Raw genomic sequence first — 6,339 nt, forward strand, 5'->3', positions numbered from 1 at the left:
CGGTCGACAGTCTCGTCAGCAGCCTTGCCATGGAGCCGCTCACCGTGGTCGCCGGCGCCCGTTTCGCCGAGCGGCAGGTCTCGACCATCGAGTTCTACGATCCGGTGCGCGGCCTTCCCCGAGACGGGGCGTTCATTCTGGTCGCCGCTGATCTCGGCGCGAACTGCCTGCACGACGTGGTCTACGACGCGGCGCGCCACGATGCCGCGGCGGTGGCCGTCAAAGGCGAGATACCGCCGCTGCCCGCCTCGCTGCCGCTGACGATCGTGCGGGTCCGGTCCGACGTTTCCTGGATGGATCTGGCCAGTGCGTTACGCGAGCAGTTGCTCGAGCACGTGCAAAGACAATGGTCCCCCGCCGAAGCCGACGCCGATCTGTTCGCGGTCGCCGACACCATCAGCGCCGCGGTGCACGCGCCGGTGACGATCGAGGACTGGCGCTCCAACGTGCTCGCCTGGTCCGCGCAGCAGACGACGGCCGACCCGATGCGCACCGAATCGATCTTCGCGCGCACCGTCCCCGGCAAACACCTGCGCGCGCTGGAACGGCACGGCATCTTCGAGCGGCTGCGGACGAGCCCCGATCCCGTTTTCGTCCCCCAGGGCGTCGCGGGCGACGGCGCCGCGGCACGGGTGGCGCTAGCGGTCCGCGGCGGCGGGTCCGTTCTGGGCTACGTCTGGCTCGTCGTGCCGGAGCCGCTGTCCGCCCGGGTGTCCCAGCGCTTGACCGCGGCCGGTGAGCTGGTCGCCGCGCATCTACTGGCGGCGGGACACGACACGTGCGGACGAGCGCAGCGACGTCGTCGCGAGCTGGCCGAGGCCTTGATCGCCGGCGGGCCGACCCGAATCGCCACAGCGGAAAAGCTGGGCCTGTCCGATGGCCCGGTGTCGGTGCTGGCGCTCGGCTTCGCTCGGTCCGCGACGGCGCGCCGCACGAGGCCTTCCGCCGGTGTCTCCGCGGAAACAGCCGAACTGCGACGCATCGAGGATTCACTCGCCCACTACCTGGCCGCGGTGCACACTTCGGGCGTGGCAATCAGGTCGGACCATACGGTCTACGGAATACTCGCCTGGCCGCACCGGACGCGTAAGCAGGCATGCGCCGCAGCGCAATCCTTGGCTGCCGACTTCGCCGGACGAACCCCGCTTCCCGTTTCCTGCAGAATAGCGGTGAGCCCGCCCGCCCAGTCCGTTTCGGATTTGAGCCAGGCCCGCATCCAGGCCGAGGAAATATTGCGGACGATGTGCCACCCCGCTGTCGCATCCGATGCCGTGGCGAATCTCGACGGCACGTTGCTGTCGCTGGCCTTACTACAGCTGGCCGATTACGCCGATTCCATCGCGCTTCCCGAATTCGTCGGCGCGCTGCGGGTGCTGGCAGATCAGGACGGCGAGCAAGGGCCGCTCCTGGCCACCCTGCGGGCCTACCTCGACAGCGCGGGCCGGGCCGAGGTCGCAGCGGAGACGCTGGGGCTCCACGTCAACACCGTGCGATATCGCATGCGGCGGATCAGGGAGGTCTGCGGCTTGGACCCCGAGGACAACGACGCGATGCTGCTCGCCCAGCTCCAACTCCGCGTACTCGAGCTACGCCGCCGCAACCATCCGGCGCCGCACTGAACGGCTCGCCCGTTGACCCACTCGATCGGCGGAACCCATTGCGCTGGAGCGAAAGTCGCGCGAGCGGTAGGACGACGCAGGAACCCGCCTGCCGACTTCGCACTCGACGCGGCCTTCGCGGCGAACAATTCCGTCGCGTCGCCGTTCGGCGCTGCTATCGCGTAAAGCGTTCCGCCGCAAGTCCGAACAGATAACAGTTCAGTGTGTCGCCGTCCGCACCACGACGCGGATCAGGCGGTCACGGTGATCCGAACGACGTGGCCGAGGTGGCGACGATCGCAGTAGGACAAACGTTTTCGCTTGTCGCCCCCGCCGTCAGGGAAATCCGAGCTAAGGTAACGTGTTGATCGGCAACGGGCCTCAGCGACAGCGGTCGGATCCGCCGAAGTCCGCGACCTTGGACCTACCGAAAGAAAGGGCAAGACACAGTGGACCTTCGTGACGTCCCGTGCGGTCCCGGACGTTTGCCTGTTGTCGGACACGGTTGGCGGATCGCGCGTGATCCGGTCCAGTTCATGGTGGATCTGTCCAGCGTCGGCAAGATAGCCCGGGTCGATATCGGCAGCCTCGTCATCTATGTGATCACCGATTTCGAACTCCTGCACCGGGTGTTGATCGAGAATTCCGACTTCTACGAGCGCGGCCTCCTTTTCGAACGCATTCGTGTCATCTTCGGGGAATCGTTCATCGTCGCGGACGGCACGGAACACAACGATATTCGTCGCATGCTCCAGCCGGCGTTCCACCACGCCGAGCTGGAAAGCTACGCGCACATCATGAAGCGTAACGCGGATGCGTTGGCGAGTTCGTGGCAGCCGGGCCAGGTCGTCGAATTCACGCCAGTGCTGTTGCGCCTGGTCATCACCGACCTGTTGGGTTCCCTGTTCTCGCACGAACCCAGCGACGAAGACATACAGCTCATTTCGGGTGTGATCAACGATATCGGCGCAGGCGCCATCGTCGGCAGCATCTTGCCGAAACGGGTGGCCAGCCTGCCATTGCCGGTGAACCGCAACTTCCGGTCAGCGGGCGCACGACTGCGGGGCTTCTGCCGGGAGCTGCTGGTCGCGCGCCGGGTCAGTGGCGTCCGCCGCGGCGACCTGATCGATATCCTGCTCGACTCGCCAGAGGCCGCACAGCGTGGTGACGAGTTCCTGGTGGAGCAGGCGGTGACCGTGCTCTTCGGCGGGATCGACGCCCTGACCGCCACACTGACCTGGACGATGTACGAGCTGGCACAGCATCCCGCTATGGCGGCGAGACTGCAGGAAGAAATCTCCGCCGCAGGCGATTTCAGCCCCGGCAGCCTCGACAAACTCGACTACCTGAACCAGTTCCTGAACGAGGTCACCCGATCCCATTCGGCCCTGCTGCAGACCAGGCGCAGCGTCACCAAGGTCGAACTCGACGGTTTCGAATTCCCCGCCGGAACCGATATCGGCTACAGCCTCGCGGCTATACACCGTAACCCGAACATCTTCCCCGATCCGGACGTCTTCGACCCCGATCGGTGGTCGACCGACGGGGTGAGACACCGGAGCTTCGCTCCGTTCAGCATGGGCAAGCAGATGTGCATCGGCAATAATCTCGCCTGGATAGCCCTGCAAACCACGCTTTTCAGTCTGCTGTCGAAGTGGGAGTTCCAGGCCGTCCCGATCAAGAAGCCCGGGCGAGCCATGGGACCGATCCCGGTGATGAAAAGGCTTCCGCTCGAACTTCGTCCGGTCTCCGGCTAGGTTCTGTCTCGGTGCAGATGTGCGGTCTTCGCGTGTCGGCACGGGGGCTATCTGTCGCTTGGTTTGCTTGCGTTTGGGCTTGTTGGCTGGCTACCGAAGCGTGACTTTCCCAGTGTGGTCTGCCTGCCACGGGAGTTACCGGGATAGTGCTGAGCACGTCAGGTGGGGTTCCCGACTTTAGGCGCACGTCAGGTGCATGAAGGTAGGTTCCGGCGTAGTCGTCTGGCTGTGGTGCCGATTTCGAGAGTTCCTTGACGAGATGACAGCGGTTTCGAGCGAGTGGCGTTGTGGCTCGGCGTGTTTCACTGGGCGAGTCGCAGGGTCACAGACCTTCCCTACGATTCACAGCAGCTATAACCCCTGTGAACCGTAGAAAACCTCTGTGACTCCCAACCTATCTGTCGCTTGGTACAGACCAACCGGCCCGCTACCCAACCGCCCCCTCTCTTCCCAAGCCGCTTGAGACGCAACCACAGCCAGACGACCACGCCGGAACACGACACCGCGCACCTGACCTGCATCTACAGCCGGGTACGGCACACGACGTGCTCAGCACCATCCTTGTAACTCCCGCGGCAGGTATACCCAACTAGGCAGGCGCGGAAGGGACTTCGAGACAGAGCCGGTCGAACAATCGACGCCGTAGCCGCCACGTCCGGCTCAGGGTGTACCCGATTTGGTGAGCGTCGTTCTGCGCTGGCCGGATACGCGGCGAAGCAGGATCGGCAGGGCGGCGGTGACGACGAAAAGGGTCACGGCGACGACGACGAAATAGAGCAGCGATCCGTTGCGGCCGAAGCGCGGGAGGAAGGCGACCTCCTGACCGGAGGCGGCGACGGCGTTGAGAAACGGAGCGTACGCCTGCAGGGTGAGGCCGTGCGGTAGCAGATTGACGGAGTTCTCCGCGACATAGACCCAGAACAGCAGGACGGCGATGGCGGCGGACGGGGTGCGGATCACCGACCCGACCGCGATCCCCACGCCACATGCGGCGAACGCGTAGCTCGGGACGGTCCAGAGGAAACGGATCCCGGCGGCATCCGTGATGTCCACCGCCCCATAGATTTTGGGGAATTGAGCAGGCAGCGTGACCATGACGACGACGAGCAGGACAGTCGTCGCAATCGCGGTGATGACGCCGTAGTACATCCACCGCGCCAACGCGACGGTCCAGGACCGGGGAAACAGGAAAGCGTTGAGATCGCTTGTCTGACCGCGCCATTGGGTGGCGTGGGCGTAGGCGGCGGTGACCATCATGACCGACACGGACAGGGTGATCACCCAGTACACGGAGTTGGTGGTGGAGACCGTGGCCACGTAACTCTGCCCGGGGAGGTCGGCGAGTCGTTCCGCGACAGCGGCGATCGCGAACGTGACGATCAGCGGCAGCGCGAAGGTGAGCGGGACGGACACGGTCCACAGGAAGCTGCGGCCCGCGGTGCGGGTCCATTCGGCGGCGATGCCGCGGCGGATCAGGGTGGCCGGGCCGGGGCCGCTCATGGCGTCACTCCCGACGGGAGCTGGGTGGGCAATCCGGCGATGCGCAAGTACGCGTCTTCCAGACCGGCCTCCCCGGGCTCCAGGGTGTTCATGAGGTGAGCGAACGGCTGGTCGGCCAAAACGCGTCCATTTCCGATGATGACGATGTGATCGGCGTTGCGTTCGACCTCATCGAGCAGGTGGGTGGCGACCAGGACGCACGTCCCCGCATCGGCGAGGTCGCGCAGCAGTCCGCGGATCCAGCGAATACCCGCGATGTCGAGGCCGTTGAGCGGTTCGTCGAGCAGCAGGGTCTGCGGCTCGGACAGCAACGCGGCCGCGATGCCGACCCGTTGCAGCATGCCGAGCGAATAGTGCCCCAGCCGGCGATCGGCGACCCGGACGAGATCGACGATCTCGAGGACGTCGTCGACCCGGCCGGTGCGCAGGCCACGGGCCCGGGCGATCCAGCGCAGGTGCCGGCGTGCGGTGTGGCGCGGGTCGAAAGCTCGGTAGTTGAGGTGCATGCCGAGCGAGGCCGGTGTGCTGTGGTGGGCCCGGACGACGGTGTCGTCGACCCGGACCGTACCGACAGCGGGCGTGATGACGCCGCAGATGCACCGCAGCAGCGTGGTTTTGCCGGTGCCGTTGAGACCGATGAGGTAGGTGAGTGCCCCGTCTGCCACGCTCAGTTCGGGGACCTCGAGGACGGTGACGCCTGGATAGCCCAGGGTGAGGTCACGGATTTCGATCACGGCGCGCGGCGGCCGGTCAGAAGTCGCAGCCCATGGCCAGCCCGACGGCCTTGACGCCCTCGCAGACGGAACTATTGGACAGCTTCCAGACACCGTCGATCCGCTTCCAGACCACGCGCGCAACAAGATCCGGCTGACCCGCCGACTTGCTGCGCAACATGGCGGTGTGCACATTGCCCTCGTGGGTTTCCGGACCGGTGATCTCGTTCGATCCGCGCGGAGCCCGGTACCAGCCGATGTTGTACAGGGTGCGGGCGACCACGACCGCCCGCATACCGCCTTCCATGTGGGCGGCCTTGGCCTCGTCGGAGCCGGGCAGCTCGATCAGGAACGCGACCTGATCGTCGAGTTCGTTCACGGTCGGGACATCGGCGGTGATGAGATCACCGGGGGAGGCGGCGGCGAGAGGGGCATTGACAACCGAGGCACCGGTCGTGACCACGGCGACCGTCATGATCGACGACACGACACCAGCGACAGTTGTGAGGGTCTTCATTATTTCATCCTCTTGATCGACTGGGACAGCACCTGATGCACGCTCGAATGTGCAGGCGGCCAACAACAAATTGGCGTACCCGACATTACTCCTGTTGCTGCCGGATTCTCAGGGTTTGCGGCCGATGACGGCGTCCATGATCATCCGAGTTTTCGGCAAGTCGGGACGCAACCACTCCTGCACCGGGACCACACCGGGTTCGAGCAGCTCGAAGCCCTCCATGAAGGCCTCCGTCTGCGCCGTGGGCCGGAAGG

6 protein-coding genes are annotated in these 6,339 nt (G+C 65.4%); 2 read left to right on the plus strand and 4 right to left on the minus strand.

Features of this window, described 5'->3' with window-relative positions:
• Together NBRGI_RS04565 and NBRGI_RS04570 are read left to right on the plus strand one after the other, a co-directional pair.
• Window positions 1–1,619, plus strand: a 1,619-nt coding sequence (locus NBRGI_RS04565) for a PucR family transcriptional regulator (RefSeq protein WP_148310694.1), incomplete at its 5' end; no start/stop codon positions are given.
• Window positions 1,620–2,047: 428 nt separating this feature from the next.
• Window positions 2,048–3,355, plus strand: coding sequence for a cytochrome P450 (locus tag NBRGI_RS04570; RefSeq protein ID WP_235210850.1), 1,308 nt, complete (start codon window positions 2,048–2,050; stop codon window positions 3,353–3,355).
• 660 nt (window positions 3,356–4,015) lie between these two features.
• Here NBRGI_RS04570 and NBRGI_RS04575 read toward each other — a convergent pair.
• The 4 genes from NBRGI_RS04575 to NBRGI_RS46145 form a co-directional block, all read right to left on the minus strand.
• The gene (locus NBRGI_RS04575) at window positions 4,016–4,855 is read right to left on the minus strand and encodes a hypothetical protein (protein WP_029892995.1); all 840 of its coding nucleotides are present in this window, start codon (window positions 4,853–4,855) and stop codon (window positions 4,016–4,018) included.
• The gene (locus NBRGI_RS04580; RefSeq protein WP_029892996.1) at window positions 4,852–5,589 is read right to left on the minus strand and encodes an ABC transporter ATP-binding protein; all 738 of its coding nucleotides are present in this window, start codon (window positions 5,587–5,589) and stop codon (window positions 4,852–4,854) included. Before NBRGI_RS04580 ends, NBRGI_RS04575 begins: the two co-directional genes overlap by 4 nt.
• A 16-nt stretch (window positions 5,590–5,605) precedes the next feature.
• Window positions 5,606–6,085 (minus strand): hypothetical protein, encoded by a 480-nt coding sequence (locus NBRGI_RS04585; RefSeq protein WP_029892997.1) that lies wholly within the window; start codon window positions 6,083–6,085, stop codon window positions 5,606–5,608.
• Window positions 6,086–6,193: 108 nt separating this feature from the next.
• Window positions 6,194–6,339 (minus strand): SAM-dependent methyltransferase (locus NBRGI_RS46145; protein WP_200882121.1); only part of this gene is annotated, 146 nt, incomplete at its 5' end.

The organism is Nocardia brasiliensis IFM 10847 (assembly GCF_000710915.1).
Classification (GTDB): domain Bacteria; phylum Actinomycetota; class Actinomycetes; order Mycobacteriales; family Mycobacteriaceae; genus Nocardia; species Nocardia brasiliensis_A.